The organism is Sporocytophaga sp. (assembly GCF_017745095.1).
Lineage (GTDB): Bacteria > Bacteroidota > Bacteroidia > Cytophagales > Cytophagaceae > Sporocytophaga.
On the sequence record NZ_JAGHZZ010000003.1, the window covers coordinates 311,949 to 328,698 of the forward strand.

A 16,750-nucleotide genomic window follows, 5' to 3' on the forward strand; every position below is an offset into this window, starting at 1 on the left:
CAGTTAAAATGTGACTTAAATATAAATATTTGAAAATAATTAAGATCTGTATTGAGCTAGTCAGTACAGATCTTAATATTTATTAATCAGTTCATGGAATAGCTGAAGTATGCCCCATCCCAGTTTCCGAGCCTGATTTTAATTTAGAACCAATTCAGCAGTTTTTTTAAATTCAAGTACGAAAACAGACCCCTTATTCAATTCGCTTTCTACTTTTATAATACCGCCAAGTCTTTCAACATTGTATTTGACTATATATAAGCCAAGACCTGAACCTGCTGAGTTTTCGCTTATTTTATAAAACATATCAAATATCTTAGGCAGATGCTCGGGCTCAATCCCCATCCCGTTATCCTCAAATCTGAACTCAGTCTTTTCATCATCTGAACTGGCACTTATTTTAAGGTATTTATCGCCTTTGCTGTTGTCAGCATATTTGATCGCATTCTCCACAAAATTCTGAACTACAGAATAAAACAGGTTATAATCAGAAGTGAAGTCGATTGTATCAGGAATATCAATATCAATATTTACATTTCCATATCCCTCAATGTTTTTATAGCTATTCACTACCTCCTGCACCAATCCGCCTACATTAATTTTTGAGTTATTAATTTCAACCTTCTTCGCCTTCGATAGGAACAATAGATCTGAAACCAGCTTATCCAGTTTGGTAATACTCTTATGAATGTGTGTAAATAACTCCAATGAATTTTCATCTTTCACACTGGTAAGCCCCAGTTTAGAAAGACCAAGAAGTGATTTCAAAGGACCTTTGATGTCATGAGACGCTTTGTACACAAACATGTCTAGCTGCTGATTCTGCTCCTCTATCATAGCTTTCTGTTTATCACTTTCTATTAATTTCTCAGACAGCGTATCTTTAATCTTACCCAATTCTTCATTGGATATTTCAAGTTGTCTTTTCTGCCTTCTCATCTTCCTTGCAATTGAATAGAATACCACAGCAAGCAATAGTAAGGCAACTGCAATAATACTGGAAATTATGATCGTTCTTTTGGCCTTCTTCTCTGCCTGTATTCTCTGCCTCTCAGCGGCCTGAAGTTTCTTTATCGCAATGTAATTGATAGAATCCTTCTGCATGATGATAAACTTAAGGCGCTCAATAAAAGACATTGTCTTTTCTTCGGCCTTATTGTAGGCAAGAGAGTTTTCAATAAGAGATCTTTCAAGCTTACCTACATATTTCTGTAATTCCTGTCTTTGTTCATCGGTCAGATTTTTCTCATTTCTCAGTTTGTTGGTTATATGATCAATCTCATCCCTGATTTTGGTATTGCTTTCAACTAGTCTCCTGCGCTCTTCAACTATTTCAGCAGATATCTTTTCAAACTCTTCTTTATACTGATCAAAAATTAAAGAATCCAACTGCTCCTGGGTTAGAGTCATGATGGTCTCAATAGTCATTGTGTCTTTAGTATTGTCAGCTAAAATAGTCTTTGGCTGTTCAACAACTTCAGGCTTCAAGGTTAATACATAAATCTGTTCCTTTTCCGCGAAGTTTATTTTATCGAGGTTATAACCATCAACAATGAAATCTTCAGGGACAAACCTCTTTTTAGGAATTCTGGCAATTCCCTTTTTATCAGTGTGATATTCCTCCCCGGCATATTCAAGTATGTGACTTGCCATAACGGAGCCGGAATCATTTAAAAGTTTTACGACAAGTTCCTTTAGGAAATATTCATTCTTCTTAACCCTTATTTCAATTTCTTTATCTTCTTCGTAAAAAATAAATTCATCAATGACAAAGCCTGCTTTGTCAAGAACAACCTTAATAGGCATTTCAAGCTCCTTAGCGGGCCTGAATTTGAATATTCCGGATTTATTAGTTAAAAAAAATCTGCTTCCTTCGATTGAGACTTTAGCAGCTGAAACAGGTTTATCCTTCTCATCAATCACAACAACTTTTACGGAATCCACGGGCAAGGCATATACATATCCAATACTGCCTATAAGTGAAATCAGAAAAGCTATCAAAACAATCTTTCTCATCTTAAATTTCAGGGTCTTCTCTTTCTTTACCTCTTTACGTAATTTCTAAATGCTAGATACATCAAAAAATAAATTTCTGCTAGTCAACTTTTTATATTTAATCGAAAAGATCATCGTTATATTCAATTAGCGTCCTTTTATTTAAATTTGTATTTTAAAATTTATGATTCGTCTTAAACATTTTGACCTCAAAATCGGCGCCGAAATATTCAAAGCCTTCAGCGACGAATCCAGAATCCGGATCATGAATCTCATATTCAGGAATAAAGAAATGTGCATTTCAGATCTGGAACTCATTCTTGATTTTACTCAAACCAAGACCAGCCGTCAATTAGGTACCCTTAAGAATTCCGGAGTGCTGAGATACAAGAAGGTAGACCAGTGGGCATATTATTTCATCAATGAAACTTACTATGAAATAATTGCTCAGCTATTTACTTTTCTTGAAAAAGACCCATTGCTTCTTAAAGATCAGGAGGAATACAGAACGCTCTACTCCAACAACGAACTTGCAGTCAGGAAATTACACAACAAGCTAAAAATATATCACCTGCCTGAACTTTAGAAGACAAATTTTATTTATTTTATTGATTATCTTCCACAAAAAATAAATTTCTAAAAAAACAACTCCTAAAACAGGATTATACCGGGATGAAATATAAAAAACATATATTTATTTGCACCAACCAGAAAGAAGAAGGAAAAAAATGCTGCGGCGAAAAACGCGGAATGGAACTGGTTGAAGAATTCAAAAAACTTGTAAAAGACAATAAACTCAACTCTGAAGTAAGAGCTCAAAGAGCCGGATGTTTTGACGTTTGCGCTTTCGGTCCAGCAGTAGTGGTTTATCCTGAAGGTATTTTTTATGGCAATGTTCAACCTGAGGATGTTAAAGAGATATTTGAAGAGCATATTGTAAACGACAGGCCAGTAGAGCGTCTTAAGTTAAACTTCTAAATACTTTATGAATCACCTGAAACACATTTTTTTCGATCTGGACCATACCTTGTGGGATTTCGATAAAAATTGTTTTGAAACATTAACTGAGTTGTATGAACTGCATCAGATGCATTCATTCAACTCCTTCTCCTGTAATGATTTCTTTGAAGCCTATACGGAGATCAACGAATCTCTCTGGAAAGACTATAATGCAGGCATTATAACAAAGGAAATCATCAGGGATAAAAGATTTATTCTGACTTTTAATAAATTAGGGCTTTCTGAGAAATTTGTTCCTGAAAAAATCAATGAACAATTTCTTTCTATTTGTCCTGCCAAGGGAAATGTCTTTCCATTTGCCCTCGAAGTTCTTGAATATCTTAAAAATAAATATCAGCTACATATAATCACCAACGGTTTCAAAGAAACGCAGCATATAAAGCTGGAAACCTCAGGGCTTAGCAAATATTTCCCGATTGTCATTAATTCAGAAATCTGCGGATTTAAAAAACCTGATGTGAAGATTTTTGATTATGCATTTAAAGTAACCAGTGCAACCAATAGCGACAGCATTATGATCGGTGACGATTGGGATGCTGATGTAACAGGAGCAATGAATGCAGGGATGGCTTATATTTGGTTTAATCCTAAACAAAAATCCAATTCATTTGTACCTGAAAACGAAATTGCCTGCCTAAGCGAGCTTTATAAAGTTTTATAAAACCTTATACTATGGAAACCTTTGATCTTGAAAACTACATTGCTATTAACGAAAGCGTCTATGACTACGAACCCGGCTCTCCGGAACGAGCGCGATTGATAGAGGCAATCAAGGACGCAAGAGCCAAGGTAGTGGACATTCCGATGATTATCGGAGGCAAGGCCTTTAAAACCGATACGAAGAAGAAAATTTCTCCTCCTCACGATCATCAACATACACTCGGTTATTTTTACGAGGGTTCAAGCGATCATGTCAACAAGGCTATAAAATCTGCCATGACAGCGAAGGAAAGCTGGGCAATGAGATCTCCTGAAGAACGTGCTCAGATATTCCTTAAAGCCGCCGACTTAATCTCTGGTCCTTACAGGGCAAAGCTAAACGCTGCTACCATGCTGGGGCAATCCAAAAATGTCTACCAGGCAGAGATAGATTCTGCCTGCGAAATGATTGACTTTTTGAGATTCAATGTAACTTTCATGCAGGACATTTATAAGGTCCAACCTTTTTCCCCTGAGGGTGTAAAAAATCATATCGAATACAGACCACTAGAGGGTTTTGTATTCGCACTTACTCCTTTTAATTTTACAGCAATAGCCGGTAATCTTCCGGCAGCGCCTGCTTTGATGGGGAACACGATAGTTTGGAAACCTGCCTATACTCAAATATATTCTGCAAATGTTCTTATGGAAATCTTCAGGGAAGCGGGTCTTCCTGATGGGGTGATTAACATGATCTTTGTAGATGGACCTGTAGCGGGAGAAGTAATATTTTCTCACCCTGATTTCGGAGGTATTCATTTTACAGGCAGTACAAAGGTATTTCAGACTATATGGAAAACGATAGGAGAAAATATCGGAAGATATAAATCTTATCCCAGAGTAGTTGGTGAAACCGGTGGAAAGGATTTTGTAATAGCACATTCTTCCTGCAATACAAAGGCACTCACAACTGCACTTGTGCGAGGGGCTTTTGAATACCAGGGACAAAAATGTTCTGCGGCATCCAGGGCTTACATTCCTGTAGAGTTGTGGCCAGAGGTAAAAGGCTTTATGGCAAAAGACCTGGCTGAAATTAAAACAGGACCAGTAGAAGACTTTACCAATCTTATCAATGCGGTGATTGATGAAAAAGCTTTTGACAAAATAACTTCATTTATCACAAAGGCAAAGAAGAGTGATGAAGCTGAAATCGTCTTTGGCGGCACGTTCGACAAATCGAAAGGATATTTTATTCAGCCAACGGTGATTCTCGCCCAAAATCCAAAATATGTAACCATGTGCGAAGAGATCTTCGGACCTGTACTTACTATTTATCTTTATGAAGGCAGCAAGTATGAGGCCATACTTGAAACTGCTAATTCAACATCACCTTATGCACTCACAGGCGCTGTGTTTGCTGAAGACAAGAATGCAATTAACCTTGCCAAAAAGGTCCTTTATAATGCCGCAGGTAATTTTTACATTAATGACAAACCTACAGGAGCAGTAGTAAATCAACAACCTTTTGGAGGCGCAAGGGCTTCAGGGACCAATGATAAAGCAGGTTCTATGCTTAACCTTGTTAGATGGGTTTCTCCAAGAGTGATTAAGGAGAATTTTAATCCGCCGATAGATTATAAGTATCCATTTATGGAGGAGAAGAATTAAGTTAGTTATTCTCATTGTATATAAAACCTTATGTGTTCAACACCAGTAACATTATAGTCTAATGTACTATTTTGTGTAAAAAAATTTCCGGCAGTATATTTGTTTCAGAATCATTTTTAAAACTAATCTCATGAAACAAATACAAACTTTTTGCTTATTACTTTTCTTATTCATTTTTAATTCAATACTGAGCAAAGGTCAAGACGACAAAAAAGGGCTTTATATTGGTATAACCGGATCGCCTGATTACTGCAACCTCAGAGTTAGTGGGAGCGACAAAGATTTTATTAACTCATTTAATGATATGCAGTCATCTAAAATGAGTTATTCCGGAGGTATAGGATTATTATACAGGATAAATAACTTGATAGCGATAGAATCTGGCTTGTTATACTCTAATAAAGGATTTACATTAAAATTCATTACCAGGACTATCGATCCCGATCCCCTTTATCCAGATGGTTCGACAATAAAAGACCGTTATAACTTTCATTATCTGGATATTCCTCTAAAAGTGAATATTTATTTATTGAAGAAAAATGTTCAATTATTTGTGTCAGGAGGAATTGCCGGTAATATATTACTTGATGTCAAAGAAGTTACCAAAATTCAGAATCGAAAATATGTTTTCGATAACACTTCCTACTATAAGTCATTCGGAGTTAGCATGCTTGCATCTGTAGGAGTGGATCTGCCATTAAGTCCAAAAACTTCAGTCAGAATAGAGCCTATATTTCGAAGAAGTTTAACGCGGGCTAATAAGGATGGAGAAGTAAAATGGTATTTGTATAATACAGGTCTTAATCTAGGTCTTTACTATAAACTATAAAAAAAAACATTAGTCAGACTCAAATGAGTCTGACTAATGTTTCAAGCCCCATACCTCTTGATCCTTTAATCAAAACAGTAGAGTCCTTTAGTTTATTTTTTTCTACAAACTTTTCCAACTCAGCTTTCTCCGAAAAATATTTTGCTGATTTAAATTCTTCTGAAGCATACTGCATCATCTTGCCACAAAGAAATACAGAATCAAATTGAAGAGATCCTATAAGCTTCCCTAAGTTTCTATGTTCTCCTTCACTTTGTTCTCCCAATTCAAACATATCTCCCAATACCATAACCTTCTTATTTGAAGTAGACATTGCTGCAAAGTTTTCTATAGCTGCTTTCATACTAGATGGATTAGCGTTGTAAGCATCTAATATGAGAGTAAGATCTTCCTTCTTTATTACCTGAGAACGATTGTTTTCAGGATTATAAGAGGCAATAGCTTCATTTGCCGCATCAGCAGGGACCTTAAAATACTTTCCTATACAAAGCGCTCCGGCAATGTTGGGGAAGTTATAAGCACCCAAAAGCTGCGTATTTACAATTGTGCCATCCTCTGTCTTAAAACTTATAAAAGGTGAGGCGTCTATAAGTGAGCATTCATAAAAGTTACCTTTGTTTGGATAAGTAACAGGAGCTGAAAACTTTGAAATGCTTTTCAATATTTCATCATTAGTATTAAGGAAGATATTTTTTCCAGACTTCAATAGATAATCATACAATTCTCCCTTTCCCTTTTTAACACCTTCCTCACCTCCAAATCCTTCCAAATGCGCCTTCCCTATGTTGGTAATCAAACCAAAGTCTGGCTCTGCAATCTTGCAATATCCTTCAATTTCTTTCTGATGGTTGGCCCCCATTTCTACTATTCCCAATTCAATGGTTTCATCCATAGCAAGAAGTGTGAGAGGAATCCCTATATGATTGTTTAGATTGCCTCGCGTTGCATAAGTTTTATATTTTTTAGCAAGCACTACATTGACAAGCTCTTTAGTCGTTGTTTTTCCATTTGAGCCGGTTATCGCAATGATTGGTATACCCAATTGCTTTCTGTGAAAATTAGCAAGCTGCTGCAATGCTATCAGTACATCCTCTACAAGGATAAATCTGTCATCCTTTCTGAATTGAGCTTCATCAATCACTGCATATTTTGCACCTTGCCTCAAGGCTTCTTCAGCAAAAGAATTACCGTTAAAATTGGGACCTTTAAGGGCAAAAAACATGCAATCCTTTTCGATCTTCCTTGTATCTGTAGAAACAGAACTTGTTTCTTTATATTTCTGATAAATTTGATTTATTTCCATATCTTCTAACAAAACTAAAAAGGCAAGTTAGGCAAAAACGGGATTTAAAATTACTTTGTTTTCAATTTGACAGGGATTTAGCATTAAAAAAATATATCAATATAAAAACAATGCATTGGGCTAAGTAAAGCGACTGATTTAATGATAAACAGGATCTCCAAAAGCTCATAATTAAGTTAGGTTCACCATGAATACAATTATATTCTTTTCAATTTCTTCTGGTCAGGATTTTCAATATGAAAATACATTACTAACCAGCCTTAAAGAACAATTCTCCTCTGCAGCTTTTTTTGATTTTGACAATTACAGTGACACCATACTATATGGTTACTTTTCGAAAATTCTAGAGGAGAATAAGAAAGAGCATAAAAATACTTTAGTAATTATACAGGCTTTGGACAATACTTCTAAAGGAGTTATTCCCTTCTGCGAGACATTGCTGAGATCAAAAGAACATCTTTCAGTGAGTCTCATTGGAGAACATGCAATCGTTGAAAAAATGCTGACCACTTTGAAATCTTTCATTAAAGTTAATAATCCTTATGATCAGGATTTATTTGCCTTCATTCAAAGCTCAAGCTCAAATGAATCGGCATCTAAATGAGCAGGGAATTTTTGTCTGAATGCATTTAAATGCTCTGCCTTTAATGTTATGGTTTTAACCTCCTCATGATCATGAAACTCTTCAATATATTCTCCAACAGGACCAATCACTGCGCTATCTCCTGAATATTCCAAATCTTTTCCGTCTGTCCCTATCCTGTTTACTCCTGCCACATAAGATATATTTTCGATTGCCCTTGCCCTTAAAAGAGTCTTCCATGCTACATTCCTGGCTGCTGGCCAGTTTGCAACATATATCAAAAGGTCATATTCATTTTCTTTATTCCTGCTAAATACAGGAAATCTAAGGTCATAGCAGACTAAAGGAAAAATTTTCCAGCCTTTTATTTCTTTGATGAGTTTTTTGGTCCCAGCTGTGTAAACGTTGTCTTCACCAGCCATTCTGAAAAGATGCCTTTTGTCATATACATCATAACTGCCTTCTGGCTCCATCCAGATCAGGCGATTATAGAATTTATCTCCCTCCTTTATTATAACACTTCCGGTAATGACAGCTTTCTTTTGCGCAGCCATCTGCTTCATCCATTTAAAAGTAGTCAGGTTCATTGGTTCAGCAAGTTCTGCCGCATCCATTGAAAAACCAGTGGTAAACATTTCCGGAAGGATAATAAGATCAGATTGATCTTTCATCTGCCAGAGCTTTTCTTCTATCATAGCAAGGTTAGCCCCACTGTTTTTCCAGAAAAGAGGTGTTTGAACAAGAGTTATCTTCAGATCCTGCATAGCTTTTTAGCGGCTTTTTCAAGGGTTTCATCTTCTTTAGCAAAGCAAAACCTTATTATGCTGTCATCTTTTTTGGTGTGATAGAAAACTGAAATCGGTATACAGGCAACACCAAATTCTCTTGTAAGTCTTGCCGCAAAATCTACATCTGACTCTTCAGAAATATCTCCGAAGTTCATCAATTGAAAATATGTTCCTGATGATGGTATTCCTTTAAACCTGGAACCACTCATCAAATTCAGAAATAAATCTCTTTTTCTTTGGTAAAAATCAGGCAGGCCAAGATACTCTTCTTTTTTCTCCAGAAAATCAGCTATGGCATATTGCATGGGTGTAGGGACACTGAATGTGTTGTACTGATGTACCTTTCTGAATTCAGCCGAAAGATGCTCTGGTGCAATACAATATCCCATTCTCCATCCGGTAGTATGATAAGTTTTACCAAAAGAACTGATCACGAAACTTCTTTCTTGCAATTCCGGATATTTCAGAAAACTATGATGTTCAGCTTTGTCAAATATTATATGCTCATATACTTCGTCGCTAAGTAATATGATATCCGTATCTCTGGTAAGTTCCGTTAAAGCTTTAATGTCTTGTTTTGATATTATTGCTCCCGTAGGATTATGCGGGGAGTTTATTATAATCAGAGAGGTTTTCCCAGTGATCTTTTTCCTTACGAGCTCCCAGTCTATTTTGTAATCAGGATATTGTAATTCAACAAATACAGGTTTGCCGCCAGAAAGCTGAATTGCAGGGATATAACAATCAAATGCTGGTTCGAAAATGATCACTTCATCTCCTGGCTTTACAATCGACGTAATAGCTGTATAACATGCCTCCGTTGCTCCGCAGGTGAGTGTGACTTCCTTATCCGGATTCACATTGGCTCCATACAACTCTTTAGACTTAAGAGCTATTTTTTCTCTTAAGGTGTGAATACCCATCATTGGAGCGTACTGGTTGAAGCCCTTTTTCATGTACAAGGTGACCAAATCGACCAATTCGTCTGAGCATTTAAAATCCGGAAAACCTTGAGCAAGATTAATAGCATTATAATCTCTTGACATCTGAGACATTATTGTAAAAATTGTCGTACCGATGTCGGGTAATTTGGATTCCGGACTTTTGGTGATCATGTTATTTTTTTACTGGAAACTTCATTTTATAAGAAACATCTACAATACCCTTACTGATATTAGTAAGCTTATTTTTCATAAGTCTCTTTTTGATTGAAGAAAGATGATCTACAAACAGAACACCTTCTATGTGATCATATTCGTGCTGGATTATCCTTGCTCTGATTCCCTCATAAGTTTCTTCATGCTTTACCCAGTTTTCATCAAAATAGCGAATAGTTAACTGAAATGGTCTGAAAACCTCCGACCTGACTCCTGGGATACTCAGACAACCTTCATCGTATGGCCAATCTTCACCTGTTTCTTCTAGAATTTCAGGATTTATGAAGGCTTTTTTGAAATCATCTAATCCCTCTTCCATCGGACTTCCGTCAACTACAAATATTCTTTGATTAAGCCCAATTTGCGGACCAGCCAACCCAACTCCGTTAGCGTTATACATAGTCTCAAACATATCAGCAACTAATTGCTTCAAATCAGTTCCTTTTTCAAAATCAACAGCCCGCTTCTTCAGTACCGGGTCACCGTATGCTACTATAGGGTATATCATAAATTATTAATGCAAAAACAAATATAACCAAATCCATCATAGAATTCCCTGGGAAATTCTTTTTAGAAAACAACAATTTATAAATTTTAAAAATTCTCAATTGAAGTTGGTGGTATACTTTGCATAAAACAAAGCAGGCAGTCGGGAGAAGACTGCCTGCTTTAGCTACTTTTTTACCTGGGGACCTTGCGATTAAAGTAAACTTGAATCTTCAAATTTTGTTTGAGAAAATAGCAAGATTCAACCTTCAAATTAAATAATAAATCTGAAGAAATTCAGAATAGTTCCCTTATTTTCCTTTTTTAATAGATATATAGTTTAAAAAAATCGACAGTCGACCTGAACAATCATAAGTTTTTTTTGCATTTTTGGAATTATAATAAAGCATATAGAGTTTATAGATAATGCTATCCAAAAAGACAAGATACGCTATCAAGGCCCTCACCAAACTAGCAAAAGAGTTCCAGAAAGGACCGATTCTTATTAGTGACATTTCAAAAACTGAACGTATTCCTCAGAAATTCCTAGAGGCTATACTTCTAGAGCTCAAAAATGCGGGCATTTTAAATAGCAAAAAAGGAAAAGGCGGTGGCTATTATTTAATAAAAAAACCTGAGGAGGTAGATCTTGCTAATATTATTCGTTTGTTTGACGGAGCCATTGCACTTCTTCCCTGTGTAAGTATTAAATATTATGAAAGATGTGATGAATGTGTGGATGAAACTTTATGTGGATTCAGAGACATTATCAGAGAAGTAAGAGATAATACTTTAAAAATTTTAAAAGAGAGTACCTTACAAGACATCATCCAAAGAGAAGACAGTTTAAAAGTTTAAATTTTCCTTATTTCTAAAAGAAAAAAGAGGCAGCCTGAAATTTCAGACTGCCTCTTTTTTTATATCCACCTCAAGACTATTTCAAGCTCTATATTGAAGAAAAGCCCGATTAACAATATAATGGTTCTCCATTTTGTTTATGCATGTTTTAAACTATAAGGGTGATATAAGACCTCTTTCAAGTTTTTATGATTTACCAAAAACTCCTGAACAGAGAGGCAGGTTGCCCTTATCTTAATATGATTAGCTTTTACAAAATCGAGTACATAATTCAGGAGAATCTCTTTTCCAGATTCATCCATTTCAGTAGTCGGGGTAGTGGTGTAATAAAAATCCCAGAATTTATGCCCCAGCATTCTATAGCTAGTTGAAAATTCCTTTCCATCGAAGGTGAGGACAAATTTATGCTGGATATGATCGTGAATTAATTCCATAGAAGATTGATATTTTTAGTTCCGTTATGTAAGTTATAGGCTTAAGTTCCCTTCGTTTTCTCCCAAAACATTAAATAAATTTTGTTAGTTCGGCGTGACTCAAATCCTCATGTTGTGGTATTTTTCAACGGATTTTTCTGTCAGCTCAAACTCAAAAACCCTCATAAACAACACCATAAAAAGTTGGCATATTTTTCTAATATCTGTTTGTCATTAATTTATTTATTACCCTTAAAACCTTTAATTATTATGAAAAAGTTAACTGCCCTAGCTTTCGTTGTTGCATTCTCTGGTGTTGTATTTTTAAGCAAAGCTCAGAATAGCGGAAGCCTTAAAGGACAATCAGGTATTTTAACTGATACAACTAAGAAAGAACAAAAAGCTAAGCCTGTAGCGAGCAATCCTGAGGTAAGTGACACAACTAAGTCTAAAAAATAGTTTTTTAAGTCCCCCTTTAATTATGATTAAATAAAGTCATCCATGGATGGCTTTATTTTTTTCATTAAAATTAGTTTTTTTCCGAATGAATACTTTTCATGCATCTCCCCAAATTGTATTAAAACTCCACAGATTGTGGTTTTTTTCCACACATTAAAATTCGATTAGAAATACAACAAACTGACTAATAGATTCTTATAATTATGGCACGCTTTTTCTAAAGTAGTACAACAAGGCCTTTAAAATAAATATCCAATGCTGGCATCAAGTGTAGTTGCAGCCTTTTCGTTTGGAACTATGTTAAGAAGAATTCAAGTGAAAGAGAGCTATAAGAAACAGCAGATTATTTTAAAGTGCAATATTGAACCCAAAGAAGTTAAAGTCAGACCAGAAATGGTGAAGGCTCAAAGATAATTTTTTTAGTCCCCTTTAATTATGATTGAATAAGGCCATCCAAAGTGATGGCTTTATTTTTTATCAGACACAAGAGAGGAAAAAATTAAGTAACTTTAAACTTGACCAATCTTCATCTACTATGGATGCCAAAAAATTTAAATCATCCATTCGTACAAAAATTCTTTTAGGATTCGGGTCGGCAGTTATAGTCGCGTTAATTGCCGGAATCATCGTATTTCAGTCTTTTAAAGACCTTACATATTCTCTAAACTTCTTATCAAAGCCAGACACTAAGATCATAAAGCTTAATGATATCCTGGCCGACCTTTCCGGCATAGAAAACAATATTAGAGCTTATTCTGTAACCAAAGACAGTACATATCTTGACCATTATTCCAACTATTGTAAAGAAGTTGAAAATGATCTGGACTCTCTTAAAAGCCTCAGTCAAGCTCTAAGTGTAGAAGAGGCAGATCTTAACAACATGACTTTTTTATGGGAAGAGAAAAAAAAGCATCATCAGAAACTAATAAAGCTTTTTGAAAAAAAACCAGAAGCAAGCATACCTGCCAGCCTTCTTCGTAAATTATATGCAAATCCTGACAGCCCGCAATATATAGTTACAAAGAAAATAGTTACCACTAAAATCATTCAGCAAGCAGCACCAAATGAAGAAGCGGCAGAAAAGGAGCTCGAAATAAAGGAAAATGAAGCAGGTAAAAAATCTTTGTTGAGTTCTGTAAAAAAAATTTTCCGAAGAAAAGTAAAAGAAGATACGCTCCCGGTAATCTCCCAAACCCCTACTGTATTCAGGGAAACCAATACTATTATTGATACTATTAAAAATGAAAAGGAGCCTAGGCTCCAAAAACAAGAGACAGTAGTACAAATAATTTCTCATCTCAAAAATGAAGATTTAAAATCTCAGCAATTACTTGCACAAAATGAATCAGAAATTATTGAAAATGACAATTTACTCATTGAAAAAATTCGTGAAATCATTATAAACCTGAAAAACAAAGAACAGAAACGAACCGATACAAATATTACTAAAGCAAAAGGAGTAGTAAAAGAATCTCTGATAAAGATATTTTCATTGGGCATTATAGGTATTGTCTCCATTTTGATTTTCAGCTTAATGATTATGGGTGATGTTAAAAGAAGTAATTTTCATAAGAATCAACTTATGGATGCAAAGACACAGGCAGAAGACCTTGCCCGCACAAAAGAACTTTTCCTTGCAACCATGAGCCATGAAATCAGAACACCTCTGAACTCTATCTTGGGTTTTACAGAACAGCTTTCTCAGACTAACTTACTTAACAGACAGAAATATTTTCTTCAGGCAATCAACAATTCCACCTCGCATCTCTTGCTGCTGGTAAATGATATACTTGATATTTCAAGAATAGAGTCAGGGAAGATAGAGTTTGAAAAAACTGTTTTCAATCTAAAAGATATCATTGAAAATGTTTATGATTCTTTCTTTTTAAAAGCTGCAGAGAAAGAGCTCTTATTTTCCTTTAATGATGAAAATATTAATTACCCATTTCTCAATGGCGATCCCTTAAGATTGAAACAGATAATTTACAATCTGGTAAGCAATGCTCTTAAATTCACAGAAGAAGGCAAGGTTCAGTTACATTGCTCAGCTTTGGCTCTGGAAAACAATATCTGCAGAGTAAGTATAGTTGTTACTGATACCGGTATAGGAATATCTCCTGACAAGATAAATTCCATCTTTGAATCGTTTAACCAGGGAGATTCAAGCATTACAAGGAAATTCGGAGGATCTGGCTTAGGACTCGCTATTTGCAAAAAACTAGTGGAAATGCAAGGAGGACAAATCAGTGTTAAAAGCGAACTGGGATCAGGGTCAGAATTTCATTTCTTTATTGATTATGAGATTTCCGCAGAGGAGTATATCCAAGTTACAAAGCCCAAGTTTACTGCTTTCAACAGCTTTAAGGATCTGAAAATACTGATAGCCGAAGATGATGAGTTTAACCTATTGCTCTTTCATACCATTATTTCAAAATGGAATATGAAAGCCAAACTTGTGTCTAACGGAGAGGAAGCCTTCTCTGCTGCCCTGCTGGAACCATTTGACATTATCATTACAGATGTGCATATGCCTGGTATGAGCGGTTTTGATCTTGTAAAAAAATTAAAGAGTCATAAAGACCTGAAAAATATTCCTGTTATTGCCACTACTGCCAATGTAGTAAAAGATGCACTCCAGAAAGCCCAAAGTAGTTTTGATGCAGTAGTTCTTAAACCTTTCAAGGAGGATGAGCTGGCTGAGGCAATTTATCAGTTTATTCCGCATTCAGAAAAAGAGAACCCAATATCTAAAGAAGAGGGATTAACAGACAATCAGGAAAACATTCTTGAAGATTTTATTAAGTTTTCTGATGGAGATATACAAGCTCTTTCTGTAATGATAGATACCTTCATTCAATCGGCCTCATCACAGATAGAAAATCTCGAAGGATATTCAAAAGATAAAGATTGGGGAAAAATAAAATTCGCTGCTCACAAAATGATTCCTGGCTTTGGCCACTTGAAAAATCAGGAACTTACAGAGCTACTCAAAGAACTTGAAAACTACCTTGAACTAAAAGAGCGTCCGGATGAAATTTTGGTAGAGGAAATGGTAAATAAAATTCATTACAAAGGGAAAAAACAAATAGATAATTTACTTAAAGAAAAGGCAAAATTGATCCAATCTTAAATCTCTATATTAAAAAGTTTAAGTTTATTATAGAGTGTCTTTCTGTCTATATTTAATATTCTGGCAGCGCTCGATTTATTATATTTAACTTTTTCCAGGACGCTGAGAATGTACTCCCTTTCCTGTTTTAGACTTGCAGCCTTCAGATCATATCCTCCAAAGGTATGTTCAGAGGAAATCCCCGATGCAACTCTCAATTCATAAGGAATAATTTCAGGAGACACTTCAGATAGACCAGCAGAATCCGTCATCAAAACGGTTTTCTTTACGACATTTTTTAACTCTCTTAAATTTCCCGGCCATGAATATTTTACCATTATATCCATTGCTTCCTTTGAAAAACCTTCAACAGATTTTCCCAATTCTTTATTAGCATCCTTCATAAATTTGAGTATGAATCCTTCTATATCTTCCTTACGTTCTCTAAGAGAAGGTACTAAAACTGAGAATTCATTTAATCTATGATATAAGTCCTCACGGAATAAACCTTTGGCTACCGAATCTTTAAGGTTGTCGTTGGTTGCTGCTATAATTCGAACATCTATATCCTGGCTCTTTCCTGCCCCTACTCTTCTTATCTGTCTTTCTTGAATTACACGAAGCAACATAACCTGAACTTCAGTGGACAAATTGCCAATTTCATCAAGAAAAATGGATCCGCCATCTGCCAACTCAAAATGGCCCGTTTTATCAAAACCGGCACCAGTAAATGCCCCTTTGACATGACCAAACAATTCACTTGGACCCAGTTCCGCAGACAATACTCCACAATCAATTGCTACAAAAGGTTTTTTACTTCGTTTACTCCTTGCATGAATTAACCTAGCAGCAAATTCTTTTCCTGTCCCGCTTTCTCCATTAATAAGCACTGAAAGATTGGTAGGAGCGACAAGTTCTATTGCTTTTAATGTTTCAAGAGATGACTTACTTTTCCCATAATGGTAAAATGATGTATCCCCTATCGTTGATGTTTCTTTGACAGCTTTATCTTCAGACTTTAAAGCTGATTGAATGGCTACAATCAATTCATCTGTATTAACAGGTTTTGTAATATACTCATAAGCGCCAGACTTTATTGCTTTTACAGCAGTTCTGACATCTACAAAACTTGTCATTAAAATTAAAGGGAGGTCTGGTGTCAGATTTTTTATCTCCTTAAGGAGCTCAAGACCATTGATATCGGGCAATCTTAGATCTACCAGACAAAGGGAAAAAAGTGTTTTTTTTATAGTTCTAAGGGCATCAGAAGAAGTGCCCACAGAAGTAACTAAGAAATTATTCTTGGTAAGAAATGTTTCCAGCATTATGCGGAACACAGGATCGTCATCTATAACCAGTATGTGTTTCAAACCAATTATTAGTCTTTAATGATCTTTAAATTTAAAAAAAAATATCAAATTAGGAAAAGGTTAAGACACTATA

Annotated in this window: 16 protein-coding genes and 1 pseudogene; 10 read left to right on the top strand and 7 right to left on the bottom strand. The window is 35.5% G+C overall.

The window, feature by feature from the left end:
- Window positions 1–138: 138 nt before the first annotated feature.
- Complete coding sequence (locus tag J7604_RS06495; protein ID WP_293892872.1) at window positions 139–2,016, bottom strand: ATP-binding protein; 1,878 nt, start codon at window positions 2,014–2,016, stop codon at window positions 139–141.
- 163 nt (window positions 2,017–2,179) lie between these two features.
- Between J7604_RS06495 and J7604_RS06500 the strand changes: the two genes are divergently transcribed.
- From J7604_RS06500 to J7604_RS06520, 5 genes and pseudogenes are all read left to right on the top strand, one after another.
- Window positions 2,180–2,581, top strand: a complete 402-nt coding sequence (locus tag J7604_RS06500) for an ArsR/SmtB family transcription factor (RefSeq protein ID WP_367113554.1) — start codon at window positions 2,180–2,182, stop codon at window positions 2,579–2,581.
- Between the two features lie 62 nt (window positions 2,582–2,643).
- A pseudogene (locus J7604_RS06505) lies at window positions 2,644–2,973 on the top strand (ferredoxin); the annotation flags it as partial.
- Between the two features lie 7 nt (window positions 2,974–2,980).
- On the top strand, window positions 2,981–3,676 hold the full coding sequence (locus J7604_RS06510; RefSeq protein WP_293892875.1) for a YjjG family noncanonical pyrimidine nucleotidase: 696 nt from the start codon (window positions 2,981–2,983) through the stop codon (window positions 3,674–3,676).
- Window positions 3,677–3,687: 11 nt separating this feature from the next.
- Complete coding sequence (gene pruA, locus J7604_RS06515) at window positions 3,688–5,322, top strand: L-glutamate gamma-semialdehyde dehydrogenase (RefSeq protein ID WP_293892878.1); 1,635 nt, start codon at window positions 3,688–3,690, stop codon at window positions 5,320–5,322.
- Between the two features lie 130 nt (window positions 5,323–5,452).
- Window positions 5,453–6,151, top strand: coding sequence for a porin family protein (locus J7604_RS06520; RefSeq protein ID WP_293892881.1), 699 nt, complete (start codon window positions 5,453–5,455; stop codon window positions 6,149–6,151).
- Between the two features lie 19 nt (window positions 6,152–6,170).
- Here J7604_RS06520 and murF read toward each other — a convergent pair whose 3' ends face one another.
- The gene (gene murF, locus J7604_RS06525; protein ID WP_293892884.1) at window positions 6,171–7,454 is read right to left on the bottom strand and encodes a UDP-N-acetylmuramoyl-tripeptide--D-alanyl-D-alanine ligase; all 1,284 of its coding nucleotides are present in this window, start codon (window positions 7,452–7,454) and stop codon (window positions 6,171–6,173) included.
- A gap of 187 nt (window positions 7,455–7,641) precedes the next feature.
- Here murF and J7604_RS06530 point away from each other — a divergent pair, with 187 nt between their 5' ends.
- Complete coding sequence (locus J7604_RS06530) at window positions 7,642–8,058, top strand: hypothetical protein (RefSeq protein WP_293892887.1); 417 nt, start codon at window positions 7,642–7,644, stop codon at window positions 8,056–8,058.
- Here the strand turns inward: J7604_RS06530 and J7604_RS06535 are convergent.
- Genes J7604_RS06535 through def form a run of 3 tightly spaced genes read right to left on the bottom strand, consistent with a single transcriptional unit; the run spans window position 8,022 to window position 10,490 of the window.
- Complete coding sequence (locus J7604_RS06535) at window positions 8,022–8,801, bottom strand: amidohydrolase (protein WP_293892890.1); 780 nt, start codon at window positions 8,799–8,801, stop codon at window positions 8,022–8,024. The two genes, J7604_RS06530 and J7604_RS06535, sit on opposite strands and share 37 nt — an antisense overlap.
- Entirely contained in the window at window positions 8,789–9,940 is a 1,152-nt protein-coding gene (locus J7604_RS06540) for a methionine aminotransferase (RefSeq protein WP_293892893.1), read from the bottom strand. The genes J7604_RS06535 and J7604_RS06540 overlap by 13 nt, the downstream gene beginning before the upstream one ends.
- 1 nt (window position 9,941) lies before the next feature.
- A complete protein-coding gene (gene def, locus J7604_RS06545) occupies window positions 9,942–10,490 on the bottom strand; it encodes a peptide deformylase (RefSeq protein WP_293892896.1) in 549 nt (182 codons plus the stop codon).
- Window positions 10,491–10,894: 404 nt separating this feature from the next.
- On the opposite strand from def, the gene J7604_RS06550 reads away from it, so the two are divergent.
- A complete protein-coding gene (locus J7604_RS06550; protein WP_293892899.1) occupies window positions 10,895–11,326 on the top strand; it encodes an Rrf2 family transcriptional regulator in 432 nt (143 codons plus the stop codon).
- Between the two features lie 137 nt (window positions 11,327–11,463).
- On the opposite strand, the gene J7604_RS06555 is transcribed toward J7604_RS06550, so the two are convergent.
- On the bottom strand, window positions 11,464–11,760 hold the full coding sequence (locus J7604_RS06555; protein ID WP_293892902.1) for a hypothetical protein: 297 nt from the start codon (window positions 11,758–11,760) through the stop codon (window positions 11,464–11,466).
- 249 nt (window positions 11,761–12,009) lie between these two features.
- Here J7604_RS06555 and J7604_RS06560 point away from each other — a divergent pair, with 249 nt between their 5' ends.
- From J7604_RS06560 to J7604_RS06570, 3 genes are all read left to right on the top strand, one after another.
- Entirely contained in the window at window positions 12,010–12,198 is a 189-nt protein-coding gene (locus tag J7604_RS06560) for a hypothetical protein (protein ID WP_293892905.1), read from the top strand.
- 255 nt (window positions 12,199–12,453) lie between these two features.
- On the top strand, window positions 12,454–12,612 hold the full coding sequence (locus J7604_RS06565) for a hypothetical protein (protein WP_293892907.1): 159 nt from the start codon (window positions 12,454–12,456) through the stop codon (window positions 12,610–12,612).
- 121 nt (window positions 12,613–12,733) lie between these two features.
- A complete protein-coding gene (locus J7604_RS06570) occupies window positions 12,734–15,328 on the top strand; it encodes an ATP-binding protein (protein ID WP_293892909.1) in 2,595 nt (864 codons plus the stop codon).
- Here J7604_RS06570 and J7604_RS06575 read toward each other — a convergent pair.
- Window positions 15,325–16,677, bottom strand: coding sequence for a sigma-54 dependent transcriptional regulator (locus J7604_RS06575; protein ID WP_293892912.1), 1,353 nt, complete (start codon window positions 16,675–16,677; stop codon window positions 15,325–15,327). The genes J7604_RS06570 and J7604_RS06575 overlap by 4 nt on opposite strands.
- Window positions 16,678–16,750 lie beyond the last annotated feature (73 nt).

Bases quoted from the DNA above. Each gene is read 5' to 3' on its own strand.
- pruA (WP_293892878.1), top strand. From the start codon at position 3,688: ATGGAAACCTTTGATCTTGAAAACTACATTGCTATTAACGAAAGCGTC.
- J7604_RS06535 (WP_293892890.1), bottom strand. From the start codon at position 8,801: ATGCAGGATCTGAAGATAACTCTTGTTCAAACACCTCTTTTCTGGAAA.
- J7604_RS06565 (WP_293892907.1), top strand. From the start codon at position 12,454: ATGCTGGCATCAAGTGTAGTTGCAGCCTTTTCGTTTGGAACTATGTTA.
- J7604_RS06510 (WP_293892875.1), top strand. From the start codon at position 2,981: ATGAATCACCTGAAACACATTTTTTTCGATCTGGACCATACCTTGTGG.
- J7604_RS06530 (WP_293892887.1), top strand. From the start codon at position 7,642: ATGAATACAATTATATTCTTTTCAATTTCTTCTGGTCAGGATTTTCAA.
- J7604_RS06555 (WP_293892902.1), bottom strand. From the start codon at position 11,760: ATGGAATTAATTCACGATCATATCCAGCATAAATTTGTCCTCACCTTC.
- J7604_RS06560 (WP_293892905.1), top strand. From the start codon at position 12,010: ATGAAAAAGTTAACTGCCCTAGCTTTCGTTGTTGCATTCTCTGGTGTT.
- J7604_RS06520 (WP_293892881.1), top strand. From the start codon at position 5,453: ATGAAACAAATACAAACTTTTTGCTTATTACTTTTCTTATTCATTTTT.
- J7604_RS06500 (WP_367113554.1), top strand. From the start codon at position 2,180: ATGATTCGTCTTAAACATTTTGACCTCAAAATCGGCGCCGAAATATTC.
- def (WP_293892896.1), bottom strand. From the start codon at position 10,490: ATGATATACCCTATAGTAGCATACGGTGACCCGGTACTGAAGAAGCGG.
- J7604_RS06570 (WP_293892909.1), top strand. From the start codon at position 12,734: ATGGATGCCAAAAAATTTAAATCATCCATTCGTACAAAAATTCTTTTA.
- J7604_RS06495 (WP_293892872.1), bottom strand. From the start codon at position 2,016: ATGAGAAAGATTGTTTTGATAGCTTTTCTGATTTCACTTATAGGCAGT.
- murF (WP_293892884.1), bottom strand. From the start codon at position 7,454: ATGGAAATAAATCAAATTTATCAGAAATATAAAGAAACAAGTTCTGTT.
- J7604_RS06550 (WP_293892899.1), top strand. From the start codon at position 10,895: ATGCTATCCAAAAAGACAAGATACGCTATCAAGGCCCTCACCAAACTA.
- J7604_RS06540 (WP_293892893.1), bottom strand. From the start codon at position 9,940: ATGATCACCAAAAGTCCGGAATCCAAATTACCCGACATCGGTACGACA.